The sequence below is a fragment of the Deltaproteobacteria bacterium genome (genome assembly GCA_022340465.1).
Taxonomy (GTDB): Bacteria; Desulfobacterota; Desulfobacteria; order Desulfobacterales; family B30-G6; genus JAJDNW01.
Genome location: JAJDNW010000020.1, coordinates 68,424 through 89,281 on the forward strand (window position 1 = coordinate 68,424; position 20,858 = coordinate 89,281).

Here is a 20,858-nt window from a genome sequence, read left to right on the forward strand (position 1 = left end):
TATACGTTGGAGTAATGTCAAGTTAACGTTAATATGTTTATCCAGGAAGCCCCGCTTTTAGAAAAGAATCTAGTATGAGTTCAGCCATAATTTCACGATACGCTTTGAGCGTTCGGATCGTGAAAACCTCGTTATCTGCCATCAGGAGGCTATGACCCTTCACATCAGCGCTGAGGATGGCTCTGAGCTTTCGTTTTACGTTTTGTTCGTTGGGCATACTGATCACCTTCCTCTGGATTGTGGGTTGCAGAAGATGATACTGTGTGGATGAGGTTTAACTACGATTCCATGAATATACAGAATGGTTTTGGTCGGGTCAAGAAATGGTGGCTTCTGCGTTACAGATAAATGGAGATGATCTCAACTAACCGATATTTTTCTTATTTCTAAGATGCCATCTGGTGATGTCAATCGTAAGCCGTGATCTGAAGTTAGCCAGAATGTCAATCACTGTTAATTTGAGATGATGTGCCGCAGGTTTTGAAGCCTGCGGCACACAGATAGCCGAAAGCTAGCTCTTTTAAACATCCAAATAAGCCGGCTCATAGTACCTTTGCGGGTGCTTGCATGAAGGGCATTTCTTGGGGGGCTCGGTGGCCTCATGTATGTAACCACAGACACTGCACTTCCATTTGATTGGTGCCTCGCGTTTGAAAACCGTGCCGGCCTCGACCATGGCGATTAGTCTTTTGTACCGTGCCCTGTGGTGGGCTTCGATTTTGGCGACCTGCTTGAACGCCATGGCGGCTTCCTTGTGGCCTTCCTCCTCGGCTGTTTTGGCGAATTCCGGGTACATGCTCTCCACTTCGTGATCTTCCCCGCCCCAAGCCTCCTTGAGGTTGGCCAAGGTGTCCCCGATACCATCCAGCAACAGCAAGTGATCTTTGGCGTGTTGCTGTTCATTTTCGGCGGTTTCCTCAAAAATTTTTGCGATGTAGCGGTACCCTTCTTTGCGGGCGACTTCGGCAAAAAAAGTGTATTTGTTGCGTGCTTCAGACTCTCCCGCAAAGGCAGCCTTCAGATTTTCTATTGTCTTACTCATGTTCTCTCCTTTTGTTGGGTATGGAATATGAGGTACATACCTTATTTTGATGGATGGGTCAAGAAATGGGGTGTTCCAAACGTCTTGACGGGCTGTTTAGTTGGCAATCCTACAATGTCCGCACCTGAGAGATAGGGAGGCCATCGGGCATTTTCGTACAAGAAAATAACGGTTTCCGATGGATGTTACCACCACCGGCTTTCACTAATACGCTGATACCGAAACCACTTTCCTCACGAAAATGTAAAAATAAAACCTGCCGGTTAAATCAAATCGGTGAAAATGACCGAACCGCCCTTATTTTAAAGTTTCAATTAACTCATTGGCCTCTTCAAGATACACGTTAGCTCCGCATTCCTTAAATATCTCGATGGCGCCTGACAAACATTTCTTTGCTAATTCTTTCCTTTTTTTAGCTATGTGTAAATTTCCCAAACCAAGATATGCCATTCCTTGGAAACCCTTTATACCGGAGCGCTTGGAGTTATCGATCGCATTGTTGAAATAGCTTTCAGCCTTTTTGGCGGCAAACGGAATGTTTTTTGCTAAAAATCCGGCATTTTTTCTAATAATCGAAAGGGTCGGTTTTTCACCGTAAGCAATTTCATAAAAAACACTCCCTAACACAAACTCTGATAGCACAATACCATAAACAAGATTCTTTTTTTTGCTGAGCGCATATGTTTCTTCAATCATTTTAAGCCCTTTTGACATTTCTCCCTTTTTGATTAAAACTATCCCGAGAATTGGCTCAATTACTGGGTTAAAAATATCACATCCGAATTTATGCGCGTAGGATGCGACTTCATTTAGCGCTTTTTCCCCTTCTTTCATTTGTTTGTTCAGGATACAACATACCCCCAGATAAAGTCGGGGCCACTGAGTGTAAAATGGGTCTTCAGCAACCTCGATTGCCTTTCGATAACACAAAACTGCTTTGGTCATATTGCCTTCAGAAAAATAGCTGTGTCCGAGGCAAATATGGCCAACGACCTGGCATCGAATATTGAAATTCATTTTTCCATATTCGATAAGCTGGTTTCCGATTTCATAGCTGTGCTTGTTTTCTCCTGTGAAACTTTCCATATGGCTGATGCCAGCAATCGATTTAAAATATAGATAAGCGTCAGATTCGATTGATTTGGAAATAGACACGGCTTTTTCCCAACAGGAATAACCCTCTTCGTATTTAATCATTGGGGCATAGGCATATATAAGCCAGGTATACGCATAGCCAATTATTTGCTTGGCATGAGAGGCTTCGGCAAGTGTAATTGCTTTCTGAAGGTATCTTACTGAATCCTCCAGTTCCCATCTGAATTGAAGATTAAAACCAAGCCACCCATAAAACATCCCTTGCTTTTCTTTGTCCTTTACCAGTCCTGCTTCACTTTCGTGGCGCTTTAAGAGTTGAGTCTGTTCCTTATAATCACCCCGGTAATAATAAACTAAAGACCATTTGTTCAATAGATCAAAAAGAAGCTCCAAATTTTCTTTAGCTTTAGACTGCTTTTCTGTTAAAAGATTGTATGCTTGTTGATAGTATTGATGAGATTCTTCGACCGCATATCTTTTCAGACTTTTTTCGCCTGATTTGATCAGATAATCGACAGCTTTATGCAATGAGGTTGCTTGGCTGAAGTGAAAAGCTAATGTTTCATAGAACTCGGGAAGTCTGTCCTTGAATAATTGCTCCATCACAATACCGATACGCCCATGTATTATTTTGCGTTCGCTTTTCAGCAAACCATCGTAAACCACCTCCTGAGTCAGCGCATGCTTGAATATATATTCTAAATCCGGTTGAACTGAACGTGTTCGGAGGAGATCAAGTCTTTCAAGACCATTTAAACTGTTATCGATATGATCTTGGAGCAGGGTGATTCTTTTCAAAATTTCATATAGAAAAGCTCTTCCAATAACCGAAGCTTCCTTAATTATCTGCTTGGTTTCTTTATCCAAACGATCTAATCTACCAGCAATTACGCCGTGAATCGTGGATGAAATATCAGATTCAGCGATTGAACGTGTGAGTCTCCAAACTTCACTATCACGTACTAAAATTCCCGACTCGATCATGGAGTTAATCATCTCTTCAACGTAAAAGGGATTTCCCTCTGCTCTATCTTGAAGGAACTCTACCAATTCAGATGGAATCGTATCTGTTTTCAGTAAGGACGCCACCATCTCATACGATTCAGAAGGAGACATGTCCTGCAACCGGATTTCTTTATAGGGATTTGCCATGGCATTTATTTGGTGGCTTGTAAACAAGGCTATTACCGGTCGGTAAATACACACAAATAAAATAGGCTCTCTGATATCAGTTAGAACATTACGGATAAGCTCCAAAAAAGATGGATCAGCCCAGTGAAGGTCTTCCAAACAGATGATGGTTGGGCCTCTTTCAGCAATAGCGCTTAAAACAATCTTAATCGACGCTTGCAGCTGTGCTTTCCAGTGTTCGGGACTGACGTTTTCGATTTCGGGATACCGGATCGAAAAAAGACTGGACACATAAGGGATTAAATCAGCATTTTTTCCCATTAGAGATTTTAACCCCTTTTCAATTTTCGTCTTTATTTCTTCGGGAGGATCACCCTCTTCAATTCCCAACGATCGGCTTAAAAGATTAATTAAAGGAAAGTACGATACATTTTGGCTGTAATTATATGCCTGGCCTTCCAGCCATTGGAACTCGTTGAGGTTTATTCCTTCTTTAAATTCTTGTATTAGTCGGCTTTTCCCGGTGCCGGCGGTACCATGTATGGAAAAAATACCTCCTGCCCCGTGTTTAAGCTTGTAGGCAGCATCTTTAAGTTGGTTTAATTCCACATCTCGCCCAATTAATTCGGCCTTAAATCCGTGTATTCGGTGAGTTTTGAGGGGGTGTTCCTTTTGCGACAGAACCTTGTAAACTCGGATTGGTGCAGACTTACCTCTTATTGAGGTCGACACCGGTCCTTCAAAATCAAAATATCCTTCTGCCTGATAAAAAGTGTCTGGTCCAACCAATATTTCTCCAGCATTACCAAGAGCACTTAATCGGGCTGCCACATTTATAGCGTCTCCAGCAACACCATGGGTACCTTTTGCGAAATTAATATCTCCGGTGACAACCAGTCCGGTGTTGATGCCGGAATGCATGGCCAAAGGATGCTCAATGATTTCCTCGTATTGGGGACTTAACAAATCCACTGCTCTATGAATTTCTTGGGCAGCCATGATCGCTCTCACCGGATCATCCTCATGAGCCTCTGTCGCACCGAAAAGCGCCATAACCGCATCGCCCGCAAACTTTTCAACAAACCCGCCATATTTGAGAATAATTTGTGTAATTTCCTTAAATAGCCTGCCGGTGATATCTTTGACGTCTTCGGGGTCCAATCTTTCGCTCATCGAGGTGTACCCGGTAAGATCCGAAAAGAGAACCGTTATATGTTTGCGTTCGCCTTCAATAGGGAAAGCGATGTCGATGGCGTTTTGAACTAAGGGCTCAGATGGCGGGCTGTCGGTCTCCGTTTTTATGTTGAAAGCTTCTTTTGAAGATTTCAGATTAAAACCGCATTCACCACAGAATTTACTCTCAAAGGGGATTTTCGCCTTGCAGGATGGACATTCCAACTCAAATTTAAAACCACACTCTTCGCAGAACTTCACGCCTTTGCGATTTTCAAAATTACACTTTGGACACCGCATTTTGAAGCCCTCCACTAAATTTTATACAGTTTAAACGGCGCCAGAGGGATATCGAGTTGCATTCCGGGCATTTCATGGCTTGCGCCCATTTCTATTTCCAAGAACGATTTATTTGAGAATACAGTCAGATGGAGATAGATGGATTTATATTACGGTGTGGATTTTATGTCAAATTGGTTAAATATAGTCAACACCACGGAAACACTACGGTCCAGATGGGTAGACCTAAATTGAGGTGAAATATCGTTGACATCTATTTTGATCTTTACTATGGGAATCTTAATTCACTTATTCTCCCACGATGGTAAAAAACCGGTTCAGAACGCATATTCGGCACGACCAGATCGCTCCAGCCGCGCTCAGCGTTATCAACCAAGCGGGTCTCAAAGGGCTTAATGTGGCCGCTGTGGCCAAACGGGTCGGCTTGGTTCCTTCGGCTGTATACCGGCATCGCAAAAATGCCTGGGAACTATTTTCAGCCGCCATTGAGAAGGCAAATTCATAGCTCATACGAAAAGTAATTTGGTGGGAGGTACCATGAAAAAGTACCTGATTGCAGCCATCCTTGTTGGTATCGGCATCCTCCTTGCCTTTCCCCTCTTCAGTATCGGGTATTATACAATGATCAGGACTTCGACGCCGCAATTCTGCGCATCCTGCCATGAGATCCAGTACGCCTACAATACCTGGAAAACCAGCACCCACGTCAACAACGCCCACGGCTTCGTGGCCGATTGCATGGATTGCCACCTCCCGGCCCCGCACGACACCTTCAACTTTTTTTATGCCAAAACCGCTCACGGCATCAATGACATCTACGTTCATTTGACAGAGGGCCCGGACCGTTACGACCATGCGCTGCAAAAAGAAAAAGCCTATGCCTCTTTCACCAACGACCAATGCCAGAAATGCCACCGCAATATTCTTTACATCCCCAATAAAAGAGGCGCCATGCTGGCACACCGGGCTGTGCTTTATGCGAGAAAAGGCTACGAAAAAAAGTGCGTGGACTGCCACCGGAACCTGGTTCACAAGCCGAAACAGGCCTATGCATACAAACAATACCAGGATTCCTATCGAGGAGTCGGTTTATAGACTGAACACATAAAGAAAGGAGGTCATCGATGATTCGAAAACGGGGGCTTTTATTGTTGCCGGCGGCGCTGATGATCTGTTTTGCCCTGGCAACGGCAGGTATGGCCCAGAATGTTCCCAAGGAAAAGGAATTTCGCATCGAACGAAGCATGCCCGCGGAGGCGATTGCCTGTATCGAATGCCACAAACGAGAGCATCCGGGGATCTTCTCCGACTGGGCCCGCAGCCGTCACGCCAGCGCCAACATTACCTGCTACGACTGCCACAAGGCCGAAGAATTCGACCCGGACGTCAGCCAGGCGCATTACCGGCAATATCAACGCTCAGACCAGCCGTTTGGGAAGAAAGAATACAAAGTGCCGATCTCTGCTGTGGTCACGCCTAAGGACTGTTCGCGCTGCCACCCGGATGAGGCCAAGCAGTACAGCCGGAGCAAGCATGCCAATACGATCGAGATTATCTGGAAGATCGACCCCTGGCTGAACAAAGGCATGAACAGTGATTTCGAACGCGTTGCCGGGTGTTACCATTGCCACGGCACGGTGCTGAAACAGAAAGAAGGCAAGCTGACGCCCGATACATGGCCCAATGTGGGCGTGGGCAGAATCAACCTGGACGGCAGCAAGGGAAGCTGCACCAGTTGCCATACGCGTCACATGTTTTCGGTCATGGAGGCCCGCAAGCCGGAAGCCTGCGGCCAGTGTCACTTAGGGCCCGACCACCCCCAGATCGAAATTTATATGGAGTCCAAACATGGCGACATCTACACGGCCCATGGGGATGACTACAACTGGACCGCCGCGCCGGGAACCTGGTCGCCGGGCGTCGATTTCCGGGGCCCAACCTGTGCCGTCTGCCACATGTCCGGTGCCGGTACGACACTGACCACCCATGACGTCACCGAAAGGCTCTCCTGGGAACTCCAGGCACCGCTTACCGTGAGGCCGTTCGAGTTTGCCGCGTTACCGGCTAAAACCGACTGGAAAGTGGAGCGTGATAAAATGAAGGCGGTCTGCACCCAGTGTCACAGCAAGGTCTGGGTGGACGATCACTATGTCAAGCTCGACAAGGTGGTTCAGGAATACAATGACGTCTACTTCAAGCCAGCCAAGGCCATGCTCGATGATCTGTACGCAAAAGGCCTGTTGGACAGCAGCAAGTTCTTCGACGAGCGCCTTGAAGTGGAATACTACGAACTCTGGCACCACGAGGGCCGCCGCGCCAGAATGGGGGCCGCCATGATGGCGCCGGATTACTCCTGGTGGCACGGGTTTTACGAGTGCAAAAAGCGCTACAACAACTTTATGGAGGAAGCCCGTCACCTGATCGACAACAATCAGAAGGCCTATGTGGCCAAGGACTATCCAAATGCCACGGGGAGTACAACCAAACCAAAAGAAGTCTTTAAATAACCAGAAAACATAGCTCTATTGAAGATTCCCCGCAGCAAGCGTAAGGGGAATCTTCACCGTAAGGAATTCTATCAATTATGATTCGCTCGCTTACCCTGCAGCTTGCTGCAGGGAATGCGCTCGCTATCTCGGTTCAATTTCTTCTTTTTCGTAAGACCAACCGGTGAACAGCCCTGCTACGAACCATGCCAGCGCGGCAACGCCGATTAAAAACAACGAATGGGCCAGCGGTACGTTTCCTTCCAATCCGCCATGCGCGACTTCTGACAGGCCTCCCATGCCTCACAGCCGATCAAAGCGAGCGGCACGACTTCCAAGGCGCCGAAGGTTGCGCCCACCGCCACGATGGAGATCGGGCCGCTGAAGTACAGGTGATGAAAGCTGCCCGGCCGATTTCACCAGCCGGCATCCGACTGAACCTAAGCCCGGGCAATTGCACATCTGTTTCAGCAGCAGATGCCGTTGCCGCAAGTCGCATTTTCTTTGCCTTTTATCCAGACCTGGATAATATATGCGGCTCAGCCAACCCCGGGATTGACCTCGAACGCACCGGTCGGACAATTGGTTACGCAGGCACCGCATTCCATGCAGGCGTCAAAATCGATAATGACCGCTTTTCGGCCCTGCATCTCCATGACATGTTGAGGACAGACCTGGGTGCAAAGGCCGCAGCCGATGCATTTTTCCGGATCCAAGACCAGAGAACTCACATCTTCGATGTACCTGAAGGCTTCCATCTTATCACTTTCCTTTTTCGTGCCGCACACGCGTTCGGCACCGCTTTTCCCCAACCCGGACAAACCGGAAAAGATAAAGCACATTTATCACGAAAACACGAAAGTCCCAAAACACGAAAGGGGCTAAAAGGCGGCGTAGATCCAGATCCCTATTGATGCCAGCAGTCCGATAAACTGGATCGGAATATAGCGTTTCATCTCCTTTTCAACTCCCGAAGGGGAAGTAAAGGGGGTGGTTCCGGTAAAATTCATGGCCATAACGGAACTGACGGTCGTAATCAACAACAACAGGGCGATGCCAGCTTTCCAGGAAATAGCCGCCGTAAAAAACGCAAAAATAAAAAAAACGGCCGTTACCAAACCGGTAATGATTCCCTTGAGGGCAAACGCCTTCACGGGAATAAAGGGCAGCAGTGCCGGTGTTATCACGGCCCCCGAGATTATGCCGGCAGCGAGGGCATATACGGCGGTGGTCCCCCGTGTCCAGGCATTGGTTATGGAAAAGACACCCGGACCGATACCGGACAGAATAAGAATGGCCAGCGCCGACAGCATGGCCGGTTTCAATGCCGTCTGCAATTCGATCGGAGACAGAATCAAGCGCTCGAACAAGGTAAACGTCACCATCCGCATCTGTTGGTCCGCCACAAAGCCGTTTTTAAAAAAGGCCGGAATATCCGTTGCCTTCACAGGGCCGTATACTACCCTGAAACCGGATTCCTTTTTTACCGCCGTTGCCGAAACGCCGGTTGCGCCCAATTGAGGAACGATGAGACGCCTGTGACTGACAATCTTATCCAGCTGCGCCTCCACGATCTGCCTCACCAGTGTCGCCGTTGAAAACGTGCCTTTCCCGGCCGCGCACCAAACATTGATCCCCTTGGTATTCAAAACCAGAATCCAGGCGTCGATCCCGGATATCGCCCTTCTTAAATGATCGACGGTCAGTTTGAAGTTGGCCGTCACCAGGATCTCGGAATCCCGGGTCGGTTGTCCCACCGCATAGAGCCCCGGTACAAGTTTGTAGTTGTAGCGGTTGACGCCGCATCTGACCAGGCCGTTCGCAAGGTAGTCCGCCTTTTCCCAATATGTCTTGATCAGAGGCACCGGGCCGACCTCCGTTTCTACAAACCCTTCGACATAATGCATCAGCTTGTAGCCGGGCTGCTCGTAAAGCGCCATGGGGTCGGCATCTAAATCACCGTCACCTTTCCCTGCCCCGGGCATGGCATCCATGATCTGCACTCCTGTTGTGCAGAATCTTTCACGGTCCGGTGTATTTTTTCTTTCTATAGAAGATTCGGGCATGTGGTTCCCTCAGCATTTTAACTCCCTTCATCTTCCACCGGCGATCGTTATGGAAACACGGTTGTCTTATGGATACCTCACCGCATCGGTAGAACCATTTAAATTCTCAGCGGCTGAGCCGGTGGCTTATGAAGGGAGTTAGCACCTATTTGTTCAAATCGCATCATGCTTGCGAAAAATTCTGACTTACGGTCGGTTGCGTATTTGGTGTTGGGTCAGGGGCAGCATTTCAAACCCGACGAATCCGGTAGAATGTCGGCCAAACAGGTTTGATCCGATGAAATCAACGGGTCGTCGGCCACCGACCGGATCACCCATGTCAGCGCGTCGTTCACGGTAGATGCCGTTTCGCTTGTGTTCAGCCGATAATACATCCAGCGGCCCTCTTTGCGGCCTAAAACAAGCCGCGCATTACGCAAAATGAACAGGTGTTTGGATACCGTGGAGGGAGCCAATTGCAGCATGTCGATCAACTGGCATACACAGAGCTCCATCCGACCGTTCAGCGCCAGCAGGATACGTATGCGGTTTTCGTCGGCCAATGCCTTGGTGATATTCATTAATTCAAACATGCATACCTCTCATAATTCGCCATTTAACGAACTATCACCATGTTATTTCTTACGCCGCCTCCTGTCAAGCAAAGCCAGTCACCATCCCTAAAAAGGTGACATGTCAATGGCCCGAGGGTAAGAGCCGAGAGGCCGGAGATCAGAGGCCGTAAGTTAGAGGTCAGAAATCAGGCGTCTATCGCCTTGCGTTTCACGGTTCACGTCTTACACCTCACGGTTCACGGTTCACATTTCACTTTTCGCGATGGAACACGTAATCACCTGAAGCGCATTTACCCCTTAATCCCCGCCATGGGAATACCCGTGGTCACTACCCCGGTGACGGTCGGCGTCATTTTCTTTCGCATTCGCGGGCTGTGGTCGACGAAGACGACAATGATGAAACCGACGACCAGTCCGCTCACGGCACCGAGGATCGAACCCGATATTTCGGCAATACTCAACAGTTTCGCCAGCCGAAGTCCTGTAAAAGCCCCGCAAAGCATACCGATTACCGGTAAAAGATAGAGAACGACGGCACCGGTGGTCAGGCTGCCAAAGGACAACTGTACTTTAACCACATCGCCGACGTGGGCGCCGACCGCGTTGATCGCACGGCTTTGAATTTTGTTGGCGCTTGTGAGACAACTGTGACATCCACTGCCGGCCGACTGGCATCCGCCGCAGGCGCTTTTACGATCCAGTAAAACCTGTGCGGTCCCATTCGGTTCCGTTTTGATGACAACACCTATGTTTTCGGGCATCTTGCATCACCTCCTGCCCAGCATCGAAAATTGAGTTGTTCTGTTCATTGCGTTTGTTGTGTTTGTTGCGTTACTCGCTAACCCAAATATCTCTGACCTGGACCTAAGGGCCAGAATGTCAATACGAGATTAAACCTTCGCCCGATAAAGGCGCAGGCTGTTGCTCACCACCGAAATGCTGCTCATGGCCATGGCCAGCGCCGCCAGGATGGGATGCAGGTGCCGCAGCATTTCGGGCAGTGCGTCGAAGGGTGCCAGCACACCGGCTGCCACGGGGATCAGAATGACGTTGTAGACAAACGCCAGAAAAAGATTCTGGCGGATGGTCCGCATGGTCTGGCGGCTAACCGCTATGGTGCGCGGTATGCCTTTCAGGCTGCCGCTGGAAAGTATCACGTCGGCGGTTTCAATGGCCACGTCCGTGCCGGTACCGATAGCCATCCCCACGTCGGCCTGCGCCAGGGCGGGAGCATCGTTGATGCCGTCGCCGACCATGCCCACACGCCGGCCGCTGTCCTTGATTTTCTTTACTTCCGAAGACTTTTCTTCCGGGCGCACCTCGGCGTGAACGTCATCGATGCCCACCTGTTCGGCAATGGTCCTGGCGGTCTTGGGGTTGTCCCCTGTGAGCATGACGACATGCAGGTGCTGGCGGTGCAGGCTCTCGATGGCCTCGGCCGAATCGGGTTTCAGCTGATCCGCCACGGCCAGCAACCCGGCCATGCGGTCTTCGAGCGTCACCACCATGACGGTCTTACCCTGCGCCTGCAGCCGGTCGACATTCCCATCGGCGGCCGCCAGAACAGCCGCATCAAACCACTTGGGCTTTCCGACCCGTACCTTTTTTCCTGAAATGGTCGCCTCAACACCGAAACCGCCGTGAGCGCTAAACTTGTCAATGGCTGCCAAGTCTATCCCCCGCTCTTTAGCCTCCTGGACAATCGCCTTGCCCAACGGATGCTCGGACCCCTGCTCCACGGAGGCGGCCAGCCAAAGCAGGCTTTTTTCATTCATATCGGCGCCGTCCAAGACCACCACATCGGACAGGGTGGGCTTGCCCTCGGTGATGGTACCGGTTTTGTCTAAAACGATGGTGTCCAGTTTGGTGGCGGTCTCCAAGGCTTCCGCCCGTTTGAACAGAATGCCGTTCTCGGCGCCTTTGCCCGTACCGGCCATGATTGCCGTGGGTGTCGCCAACCCCAGCGCACACGGACAGGCGATCACCAGCACGGCCACCAGGCGGATCATGGAAGGAACGAACTCACCGGTCACCCCCCACCAGATGCCGAAGGTTATAAAGGCGATCAGGATCACCCCCGGCACGAAAACCGCCGCCACCCGGTCGGCCAACGCCTGGATCGGCGCCTTGCTCCCCTGGGCTTCCTGAACCAGACGGATGATCTGGGCCAGGGCGGTTTCCTGCCCCACCCGTGTCGCCTGAAACTTGAGCAGGCCTTCGCCGTTGATGGTGCCGCCGACAACCGTGTCGCCTTTCTTCTTGTCGACCGGGATCGGTTCGCCGGTCAGCATGGACTCGTCCACCGCCGAGCGTCCCTCTATCACCGCACCGTCCACCGGAATGCGCTCCCCGGGACGCACGACCACCGTCATTTCTTTCTTCACCTGGGAAAGGGCGATCTCCTTTTCCTGTCCGTCTTCGACAATGAAGGCGGTCTTGGGCTGCAGTCCGATCAGTTTGCGAATGGCATTGCCGGTCTTTCCCTTGGTGCGGGCCTCCAGAAGCTTGCCCACCTTGATCAGGGTGATAATCACCGCGGCGGTCTCGAAATAGACATGCTGGCCGGCTGCCGGAAACAGCAGGACGACCCAGGAATAGAAGTAGGCCACCGACGAACCCATCGCGATCAGCACGTCCATGTTGGCACTTTTGTTGCGGAGGCTTTTAAAGCCGCCCACATAGTAATCCCAACCGGTGTAGAACTGAACCGGCGTGGCCAGCGCTGCAAAAAGCCAGTTGACCCACACCGCATGGCTCCAGGGACCGATGAACCCGAAATCCCGCAGCATGCTCAACACAAACAGCGGCAGGGCGAAAATCGCGCCCACGATCAGCTTGCGCGTCTGGTTGTGAATCTCCGCCTGGCGGGCAATCTGCTCGGCATCTTGACCATCGGCGCTCTCTTCAGGAAGAATGGCCCCGTAGCCGGCTTTTTCGATGGCAGCGACGATATCGTCGACACCCACCACATCCGGTATGAAATCGATGGCCGCGCGCTCGGACGCAAAGTTGACGGATGCCTGCGTGACGCCCGTCACTTTCTTGTCGAGAGTTCTTTCGATGTTGGCGGCACAGTTCGCACAGGTCATGCCGGTTACGGGTAATTCCAAATGCTGCGTGACCACACCGTAACCGGCCCGTTCGACGTTCTCCACCACGGCCTTGACGTCGATTTGGCCGGGGTCGAAGCGCACACTGGCCTTTTCGGAAGCAAAATTGACCGAGGCTTCCTGGACGCCGTTCAACTTATTGAGGCTCCGCTCGATATTGGCGGCGCAGTTGGCGCAGGTCATGCCGGTCACGGGCAGCGATACAGTTTCTTCGGGCATAAGAACACCCCCTCCATTGAATATTTCTCAGCTTGACAGAACACGCCGCTTTTCTTCGTACTCGATCCTGTCGATTTCACCCCGGGCGTAACGCTGCTTGAGTATCTCCAGTGGGTCGGAACTTTTTCCATCCCACTGTGCCGCACCGCGGATCCCGTTGAACGCGCCCGATACCAGCAGCGCAACCGCCCCGATAATAAGAACCCAAAAGATAATCATAATAATTCCCACGCCACCCCCCATGAAACCTCCCATGCCAGCTCCCATGAGACTGTGGTGTCCCATCGACCATCGCTCGTTTTCCGGCCAGAACCCGATATTATGCCGGTAAAGAAACCACACGCCCAGGGCAACCAGTACGGCGGAGACGCCGATGCTGATGAGGGTTGAAGTCTTACGGTTCATTTCATTTTATCCTTTCTGCAAACCTGTCGGTTTCTCTCTCACTGCCGTGACCGGCCCTGTGGCCAACGGCCGTGTGCAGGCACGTCATCCATTTTTTCCTCATGCGAACCGATCGAATCGTTGGAAAATAAGTGAGCAAATGCCGTGCCACAGGCTTCCGCCATCCAGACCAATAGCCCCTCATCACTCTGATATTAAACGAAATATTTCATATACATTTATCTTGATAAAATCAGATCCATCTTAGCGGTTCCTTTGAAAGCCAATAACCGGGTAATAATTATACGGCTCCGGGATGCCGGGGTCCCGATTGAACGGTTTCAAAACAAATCATAGTGTTTCAGCTTGTTGTGAAGCGTCTTTCGCGTGATGCCCAGGCGGCGTGCCGCTTCGGCTTTATTCCCTCCGCTGGCCTTCAGCGTTTCCAGGATGGCCTCTTTTTCTATCTCCTCCAATGGACGCGACCCGTCTGTGACCTTGACCTCCGGCGATTGCGCCTGCGTCGGGCCAGGATACGTTTCGGTGATGTTGAGTGGAAGTTGCTGTTCGGTAATGTACTCGCCCGTCAACAGAATTACCGCCCGCTCCACAGCGTTCTCCAACTCTCTGACGTTTCCGGGCCATTCATAATTGACCAGCATGTCCATGGCCAGAGGCACAAAGCCCTTGACAGCCCTGCGGTTTTTTTCGGCAAATTTTTCCATAAAATGCTGGGCCAGCAGGGGGATGTCCTCCTGCCGCTCTCTCAAAGGGGGCACGTTCAAGGGCATTACGTTCAGACGGTAGAAAAGATCTTCACGAAACCGCCCCCGGGCAACCTCGGCCACCAGATCGCGGTTGGTGGCCGCAATAACGCGAACGTCCACCTGCATCGTCTCTTCCCCGCCAACCCGCTGAATTTCTCTTTCCTGGAGCACCCGCAGCAGTTTGGCTTGCATGGTCGGTGACATTTCACCGATTTCATCCAGAAAAACCGTACCGCTATCGGCCTGTTTGAACCGGCCTTCACGGCGCTTGTCTGCGCCGGTGAAGGCACCCTTTTCATGACCGAAAAGCTCCGATTCCAGCAGCGTTTCCGTAATGGCTGCACAGTTGACCACTACCAGCGGCTTTTCTCTGCGCGGCGAGTTGAAGTGCAGCGAGCGGGCGATCAATTCTTTACCGGTGCCACTCTCGCCCGTGATCAATACGGTGGCCTCTGAGGGTGCAATCATGGACATCATTTCCAGCAGTTTGGTCATGGAGGGACTGCGGCCAATGATGTTGGCCATGTCGTAATCTTCCCTCAAATGGGTCTTTAACGCCCTGATTTCCTCCTTCAGCCCGGCATGCTCGCTGGCTCTTTCGATGGTAAGCTTGAGAACTTCGAAATCCAGCGGTTTAATCAGATAATCGTACGCGCCTGATTTTAAGGCGTCGACAGCCGAACCGACCGACGAGTAGGCGGTCATGATGATAACCGGGATCGCCGGATTATAGGCTTTGATTTCCTGCAGGGCTTCGATACCGCTCATATTGGTCATGCGCACATCCATGAGAATGAGGTCGACGGGCCCGGACTTGACCATGTCGACCGCCACATCGCCGTCCTCGGCGATTTCCACGGTATAGCCCCAGCTGCGAACGATCATTTTCACCGAAGCCAGATGACCGGGGTCATCGTCAACGATCAGTATCTTTGCTGTTTTGGATGATGTCATTGTTCCCTCACGCTTTGTCTTTTGAATTGCACGGAATCGATATGGTAAACGTCGTTCCCTTGTCCAATGTGCTCATGACGTCTATGCGCCCTTCATGGGCCTCTATTATTTTATACACGATGGCCAGCCCCAGACCGGTGCCTTTCTTTTTGGTGGTAAAATAAGGATCAAAAATTTTATTGAGATTCTCCGCCGCAATCCCCCGCCCGGTGTCACTCACGACGATCTCGACATGTTCGGTATCCGCCGCGAAGCACCTCACCGTGAGCGTTCCACCGGTATCCATCGCCTGTATGGCATTGACATACAGGTTGAGCAGGCACTGGGCCAGCCGGTCCGGGTCGATCCATACAGGGCATAGGTCATCGGCGATGTCGACTTTAATTTCGATGTTTTTGTTGCCGGCATCCTGCCGGATCAGTTGTATCGATCGCAGAATCATCTCATTGATATCGCTCGGCTCTCTTCTCATCGCGCTGGGACGTGCAAAATCCAGAAGTTCGGTTATCACCCGATTGAGGCGATCCACTTCCTGCACCATGACCACTGCCGCCTCTTTTCCATCGCTGCCTTCGGCAAACTGTTCTGAAAAAAAAGTGGCCAGCGCTTTGATGGAGCTCAGGGGATTTCTGACCTCATGGGCAACCCCGGCTGCCAGGCCTCCCATGGCCGCCAGTTTTTCCTGCCGCCGGATTTCATCCTGTAATCGGCGAATTTCTCTCAAGTCCCTCAATATCAATACCTGACCGACAAACTCCCCGGCCTCGTTGTTGATACGCGTGGCACTGACGCTCACCGGGACCTTCCTGCTTTCGGCGAAAACACATTCCATTTCCTGCTCTGAAATTTCCATCCCCTGATCGAGGCTATTTTGCACATCACACAACCCATCGGGCAGGAGGGCATCCGGTTTCCGGTTTTTCGCAAGCGACTTTTTCAAATCGGTTATTTTTTCGGCGGCCTCGTTGAAAAATGTGATTTTCCCCGAACGATCGGTGGCGATCAGGCCCACCGGCAGATGACTGACCACTTCATCGGCAAAGGCACTGGTATCCTGCAAGGACTTTTTCGCAGATCGATAACTGTGCATCCAAAACAAAGAAACAGTTCCACCGAACCCAAGCAGCAGCATCACAACAGACAGTATGACGGTGGTCTGGATATCACTCTGAATCGCCTCTTCAAAGGGGGTCACATCCAGCCCCACAATAATCAGAAACTGACTTTGTTTTTCAGGGGAAAACCAGTCGTCGGAACGATCCGTCATCATTTGGTGGCGTCGCATCATCCCCTGCATATGCTTGAATTCGCCCTCTTGATATACCGTCAGGGGCCGAAAGTGCCGGTGAACCTCGAATATCCGCTGGCCGTCCGCCGACGTGACCAACTCCCAATTTTCATGCTGGTCGGGCCCCAGGTGCGTTATTTTTCGGTTGGGGGCGAATGGCCGCCCGATCTTTGAGGGATCACTGTGCGCCACGGCCAGACCCGCCTGATCCATCACGGCCATATATTTCACATCCGGCAATCGGGCGGTCTCTTCAATCAGCCGTTGGATCTGCTGGCCTCCCCACATCATGCCCATCATACCGGTCCTTGCGCCGGCCTCTACGGCACGAATAAGTGCGGCCCCCTTGGCACTGAGAAGCTCGGACATATAGCGGCGCTCACGGTTCGTGTTTTGATACGCCAGCACCAGAATCACAAACAGGAGAATAATCGTGGACCCCAATATGATCCACGGTGATGTCTGCATCATGGTTCGCGAACTGTTTACCGGTTTCTTGACCATGGTTTCTCTTTCCCACCTCCCTCACGGATTGAACGGCTTATTTTTCTAACATAACCATAGCGTGTAATTTGTAAACATATTTTGTTCCGTCACCTGGGAGGATGCGTATAATATTTATACGCTTGACTCTATAGCGCCCCAATCTTCGTCTGGCGTATGGATGCCGAATTTGTTATATACCCCTCAGAGGGTGTCTTAAAAACAAGCCCCTGGTTCAAGATCGAAGCTGCAAGGCGATCTCCATGATTTACCGCCGCATCTGCCGGTGACGGCGGGGCCGGCTATTTAAGGGGCGCAAAAGGAACGGTTGATGGTCGATAGAGATGAAAAACACCACCTGCAATGTGATCCAAGCTTGCAGCGCACCATCCGCTGCAACCTCGAACGATTCATCGTCCAGCCCCATTCGGAAAACGGAGCCAGCAAAGCCGCCGTGGCGCTGACCGTCGTGGATGCCGGCCACGGGGCCGGGGTGTACGGTCTGCCGGTCTTCGACACCCCCCGCAGGGAGGCCGCCCTCATCCTGACGCGCAGGTCCACGAAATTGAAAAACCATTCCGGTCAGTGGGCCCTGCCCGGCGGCCGCATGGAGGACGGTGAATCTGCGGAGGAAGCGGCGCTGCGAGAACTCGAAGAAGAGGTGGGGTTGAAACTGGCCCGCAACAGCGTCCTGGGACGATTGGATGACTTCACCACGCGATCGGGCTTCAGCATTTCACCCGTGGTGGTCTGGGGCGGCCCCGGTGTAATCCTCGCGCCGAACCCGAACGAGGTACGATCCATCCACCGCATCCCCCTGGCCGAATTCCTGCGAAAGGATGCGCCTATTCTCGAAGACACGCCGCACGGCAAAGACCCTGTTCTGCGAATGCCGGTCGGCAACAACTGGATCGCGGCTCCAACGGCGGCCATGCTTTATCAATTCCGGGAGGTGGCTCTCCGCGGAAGGGATACACGCGTGGCGCATTACGACCAGCCGCTCTTCGCCTGGCACTGATTTTTCACGACCGACGATATCAAAAACCGATGCCTCACCATCACACACAGTCGATCGCATTGAAATGGTTGAATCCCGGCCGTAAAAAATTACAAAACGCGGCTGCGCCGCTCCATAAATCTTTTCCCGTTTTCAAACTTTCGTGCTTCCGTGATCAGGGGCCGTTCCCCTTGCCAGTTCCAACGGCGGCTTAAAGTTGACAAACCATTGTAAATCTTATAATAAACATCATTATGAAAAAGAAAATACTCATCGCCGACGACAACCGCCTGCTAAGAAAATTCCTTTCCACCCACCTGGAACGGGCCGGTCACCAGGTGCGAACGGCCGAGGACGGTCTTGCCGCACTGGATGTACTTTCAGAGTTTGCCCCCGATGTCATGTTTGTCGACCTCTTCATGCCGAAAATCGACGGGGACAAACTTTGCCAGATCGTGCGCGCAAGAGAAGACCTCAAAGACTGTTATCTGGTCATTCTATCGGCCGGAATCGCAGAAACAGGGAAAGACTATACCAAAATCGGCGCCAATGCATGTATTGCCAAGGGCTCCTTCAGCAATATGGCCAAAAACGTCCTGGCAGCGGTCAACGCCTCCGACGCGCGGGTCCGGGAGGATGAGCCTCGATCGATCATGGGCCTGGATGCCGTCTATTCGAGGCAGCTGACCAAGGAGCTCATTTCACGCAACCGCCACCTGGAAACCATCCTTGAAAGCATGACCGAGGGATTTCTCGAAATATACTCGGATCGCGTTGTATATGCCAACGCAGCCGCGGTGCAGATGTTCGAAGTCAGCCTTGAACATCTCCTGTATGCTTATCCGCCCGACCTGTTCGAGGGAGGCGCCAAACCGTTTGTCGAAAAAATGGTCCACAAGCCGGATGACATGGACAACACCAAGGATGAAACCTTCGATCTGCACAGTAGAAAGGTGAACATTAAAAGCTTTCCTTTGGAGGGTGAACCCGACACCAGCATTATCATTCTCTCCGATGTCACCGAACAGAAGCGCCTTGAACAGAAACTCCAACAGGCCAAAAAGATGGAAGCAGTCGGCACGCTTGCCGGCGGGGTGGCGCATGACTTCAACAACCTGCTCATGGGGATTCAGGGCAATATTTCATTGATGATGCTCGACCTCAAACCCGGAGACACCCATTTCGAAGAGGTTGCCAGTATCGAAAGGTGCGTCGACAGTGCCGCCAGGTTGACCAAACAGCTGCTGGGGTTTGCCCGCGGCGGCAAATACGTGATAAAGTCCACCAGCCTCAACGAAATGATCGAAAAGTTAAAGCGGATGTTTGAAAGAACCAACAGAAACATCCGCTTCCAGGAAAAATATCAGGAAGGCCTGTGGTCCGTCGAGGTCGATCAGGGGCAGATCGAACAGGTGATGATGAACCTGCTCATGAACGCCTGCCAGGCCATGCCCCAAAGCGGAATCCTGCGGATAAAAACGGAAAATGTCACCCTGAACCCATCATTTGTCAAATCCTTCGACGTCGAACCCGGAAAATATGTAAAAATTTCCGTCATCGACACCGGCCACGGCATGGATCCCGCGATACGGCAGCGAATTTTCGAACCTTTTTTTACCACCAAAAATGTCGGCGAGGGCTCCGGAATGGGGCTTGCCTCGGCCTTCGGTATCGTGAAAAATCACCATGGCATCATTGAATGCCTCAGCGTCAAAGGCAAAGGGACCACCTTCAACGTGTACCTCCCCGTATCCCCTGCGGAAGCCGGCGATAGCGTCAGAGCCGATAGCGGGCCCCAAGCGGGATCGACCACCATCCTGCTGGTCGACGACGAAGACATCATTATCAACGTCGATAAAAAGCTGCTCGAAGAACTGGGCTACAATGTGTTGACTGCCGAAGATGGAGCTGCCGCCCTGAAAATTTTCGATGCCCACCATTCACGGATCGATCTCGTTCTGCTGGACATCATCATGCCCGACATGAGTGGTGAGGAGGTTTACACCCGCATGAAACGGATAGATCCGGATGTCAGGGTTCTGCTGTCGAGCGGCTACAGCATCGATTGGAAAGCCAGAAAAATGATTGAAGAAGGCTGCCGCGGCTTTATCCAAAAACCATTCAAAATACAGCATCTCTCCCACAGGATCAGAGATATCTTATCATCTTGACAATTTGCTAAAATTAGTATAATTAGATAGTTACATCAAATTCGAAAGGAAATATGCATGCAAGACCCGGAAGAGCAAAAGATCGAAGCAGCCATGGAAGCGATTATCAAAAACATCGATTCCATCATCGAAAAAATTAACCACCAGGATCCCGGAAGAGCCGAAGAAACGCGACCGCAGGAAAATATGTAAACAAAAAACCCCACTGCCGTAAAAAACTGGTGGCACGGCTCCGGGAAACCTTCCAAACCAGGGGGAACCATGGCGTTAACCAAAAGCGACATCGTGACAAAAGTTCATGCACTGGGGTTTACTCAGAAAAAGGCCGTGGACACCATCGAGTCTTTATTGGAGATTATCAAGACGACGCTGGCCCGGGGGGATGATGTGCTGGTATCGGGTTTCGGAAAATTTTGCGTAAAGGAAAAAAATCAGCGGCGCGGCAGAAACCCGGCTACCGGTTCGGACCTGCTCCTCAGGGAGAGGAAAGTCGTTACGTTCAAATGTTCCGGCAAACTGAGAGACAGGGTCAACAGCTAATGAAATAACCCGGTGTTGGGCGTTGAGTGATTACGTGTTACGTCGTGAAAAGTGAAATGTGAACCGTGAAACGTAACACGTAGGGCGCAAGGCATAAG

At 51.3% G+C, this 20,858-nt stretch carries 16 protein-coding genes and 1 pseudogene; 6 read left to right on the plus strand and 11 right to left on the minus strand.

What is annotated here, in order from left to right:
* Nucleotides 1–37 precede the first annotated feature (37 nt).
* From LJE94_03370 to LJE94_03380, 3 genes are all read right to left on the minus strand, one after another.
* A complete protein-coding gene (locus LJE94_03370) occupies nt 38–217 on the minus strand; it encodes a hypothetical protein (protein ID MCG6909149.1) in 180 nt (59 codons plus the stop codon).
* A gap of 303 nt (nt 218–520) precedes the next feature.
* Nucleotides 521–1,042: a rubrerythrin family protein gene (locus LJE94_03375; GenBank protein MCG6909150.1), complete on the minus strand. Its 522-nt coding sequence runs from the start codon at nt 1,040–1,042 to the stop codon at nt 521–523.
* A 297-nt stretch (nt 1,043–1,339) separates the two neighbouring features.
* Complete coding sequence (locus LJE94_03380; GenBank protein MCG6909151.1) at nt 1,340–4,741, minus strand: AAA family ATPase; 3,402 nt, start codon at nt 4,739–4,741, stop codon at nt 1,340–1,342.
* 301 nt (nt 4,742–5,042) lie between these two features.
* Here LJE94_03380 and LJE94_03385 point away from each other — a divergent pair, with 301 nt between their 5' ends.
* The 3 genes from LJE94_03385 (at nt 5,043) to LJE94_03395 (ending at nt 7,248) form a co-directional block, all read left to right on the plus strand.
* Entirely contained in the window at nt 5,043–5,246 is a 204-nt protein-coding gene (locus LJE94_03385) for a TetR/AcrR family transcriptional regulator (protein ID MCG6909152.1), read from the plus strand.
* A gap of 32 nt (nt 5,247–5,278) precedes the next feature.
* Nucleotides 5,279–5,836: a NapC/NirT family cytochrome c gene (locus tag LJE94_03390; GenBank protein MCG6909153.1), complete on the plus strand. Its 558-nt coding sequence runs from the start codon at nt 5,279–5,281 to the stop codon at nt 5,834–5,836.
* A gap of 71 nt (nt 5,837–5,907) precedes the next feature.
* Complete coding sequence (locus tag LJE94_03395; protein MCG6909154.1) at nt 5,908–7,248, plus strand: hydroxylamine oxidoreductase; 1,341 nt, start codon at nt 5,908–5,910, stop codon at nt 7,246–7,248.
* A gap of 521 nt (nt 7,249–7,769) precedes the next feature.
* On the opposite strand, the pseudogene LJE94_03400 reads toward LJE94_03395, so the two are convergent.
* The 8 genes and pseudogenes from LJE94_03400 to LJE94_03435 form a co-directional block, all read right to left on the minus strand.
* Nucleotides 7,770–7,985 (minus strand): annotated as a pseudogene (locus LJE94_03400) (ferredoxin family protein).
* Between the two features lie 123 nt (nt 7,986–8,108).
* The gene (locus tag LJE94_03405; GenBank protein MCG6909155.1) at nt 8,109–9,221 is read right to left on the minus strand and encodes a hypothetical protein; all 1,113 of its coding nucleotides are present in this window, start codon (nt 9,219–9,221) and stop codon (nt 8,109–8,111) included.
* 287 nt (nt 9,222–9,508) lie between these two features.
* Nucleotides 9,509–9,865, minus strand: coding sequence for a metalloregulator ArsR/SmtB family transcription factor (locus LJE94_03410; GenBank protein ID MCG6909156.1), 357 nt, complete (start codon nt 9,863–9,865; stop codon nt 9,509–9,511).
* Between the two features lie 272 nt (nt 9,866–10,137).
* On the minus strand, nt 10,138–10,608 hold the full coding sequence (locus LJE94_03415; protein MCG6909157.1) for a SoxR reducing system RseC family protein: 471 nt from the start codon (nt 10,606–10,608) through the stop codon (nt 10,138–10,140).
* Between the two features lie 129 nt (nt 10,609–10,737).
* Nucleotides 10,738–13,176, minus strand: a complete 2,439-nt coding sequence (locus LJE94_03420; GenBank protein MCG6909158.1) for a heavy metal translocating P-type ATPase — start codon at nt 13,174–13,176, stop codon at nt 10,738–10,740.
* 27 nt (nt 13,177–13,203) lie between these two features.
* On the minus strand, nt 13,204–13,581 hold the full coding sequence (locus tag LJE94_03425; GenBank protein ID MCG6909159.1) for an SHOCT domain-containing protein: 378 nt from the start codon (nt 13,579–13,581) through the stop codon (nt 13,204–13,206).
* A gap of 320 nt (nt 13,582–13,901) precedes the next feature.
* A complete protein-coding gene (locus tag LJE94_03430) occupies nt 13,902–15,281 on the minus strand; it encodes a sigma 54-interacting transcriptional regulator (protein ID MCG6909160.1) in 1,380 nt (459 codons plus the stop codon).
* Nucleotides 15,282–15,288: 7 nt separating this feature from the next.
* The gene (locus LJE94_03435) at nt 15,289–17,073 is read right to left on the minus strand and encodes a PAS domain-containing protein (protein ID MCG6909161.1); all 1,785 of its coding nucleotides are present in this window, start codon (nt 17,071–17,073) and stop codon (nt 15,289–15,291) included.
* A 310-nt stretch (nt 17,074–17,383) separates the two neighbouring features.
* On the opposite strand from LJE94_03435, the gene LJE94_03440 reads away from it, so the two are divergent.
* The 3 genes from LJE94_03440 to LJE94_03450 all read left to right on the plus strand — a co-directional run bounded on the left by LJE94_03440 (nt 17,384) and on the right by LJE94_03450 (nt 20,760).
* The gene (locus tag LJE94_03440) at nt 17,384–18,070 is read left to right on the plus strand and encodes a CoA pyrophosphatase (GenBank protein ID MCG6909162.1); all 687 of its coding nucleotides are present in this window, start codon (nt 17,384–17,386) and stop codon (nt 18,068–18,070) included.
* Nucleotides 18,071–18,303: 233 nt separating this feature from the next.
* A complete protein-coding gene (locus LJE94_03445; GenBank protein ID MCG6909163.1) occupies nt 18,304–20,220 on the plus strand; it encodes a response regulator in 1,917 nt (638 codons plus the stop codon).
* 261 nt (nt 20,221–20,481) lie between these two features.
* Nucleotides 20,482–20,760, plus strand: coding sequence for an integration host factor subunit alpha (locus LJE94_03450; protein ID MCG6909164.1), 279 nt, complete (start codon nt 20,482–20,484; stop codon nt 20,758–20,760).
* Nucleotides 20,761–20,858 lie beyond the last annotated feature (98 nt).